This window comes from Acetobacter indonesiensis (genome assembly GCF_000963945.1).
Taxonomy (GTDB): Bacteria; Pseudomonadota; Alphaproteobacteria; order Acetobacterales; family Acetobacteraceae; genus Acetobacter; species Acetobacter indonesiensis.
Map to the genome: position 1 here is coordinate 1 of NZ_BAMW01000131.1, position 771 is coordinate 771.

General features: G+C 57.7%; 1 protein-coding gene. It reads left to right on the forward strand.

Annotated elements, in window-relative coordinates; genetic code table 11:
• On the forward strand, nucleotides 1-771 hold a 771-nt coding region (locus Abin_RS15455; RefSeq protein WP_181015046.1), incomplete at both ends, for a hypothetical protein.

The following is a 771-nucleotide window of genomic DNA, read 5'->3' on the forward strand; positions in this document are numbered from 1 at the left end:
GGAGATTTTACCAATACAGGCCGCGTTATCGGAAGTGGAGCCGTTTCCGTCAGAAGTCAGGGTGTCGTTTCCAACACTGGACAGATGAGCGCATTGGGGGGTGATCTGTCTCTGCGTGCTGCATCTTTTGACAATGAGGCAACCTTTGCGGCTGCGGGCGACCTTTCTGCGGGTGTGGCGCATGACCTGACCAATACTGGTGCGATCTATGGCGTCGGGTCAGTGGTGCTTGGTGCAGGGGGTGTTCTGAAGAATGCTGCTGTTCCGGGCGCGCAAGCTGGCACGACTGGCAGCATTGACGCGAAATCAGGTAATATTCTGATCGCCGCGCAAACTCTTGAAAACAGTGGGGGCGGCGCAATTGTTGCTGCCTCTGGCGGCCTTGGCCTCTCCGCAGAGGATGTGACGAATAGTGCTTCTGTTTTGCAGGGCCAGACGGGTGTTCTGATCAAGGCCGATCGCCTGACCAATACGGATCAGGGGGAAGTTCTTGCGCAGGCTGGCGCGCTGGGTGTGCAGGGTTTTTCAGCGTCTGATGCACAGACCATCCTCAATACCGGCATTCTGCAGGCGCAGACGGGTTTGGGGCTTCAGGCGGGTGCGTTGACGAACAGAGCAGGGACCATCCTGTCTGTCGCGGGACCTGTGGCGCTTGATCTGACGGGTGCGCTGGAGAATGAGGGAGGGATCATTCAGTCTGCATCAGACATGACGGTGCGGGCAGGGTCTTACACGAGTGATGTCACGTCCGTTATCAATGCGGCAAACACG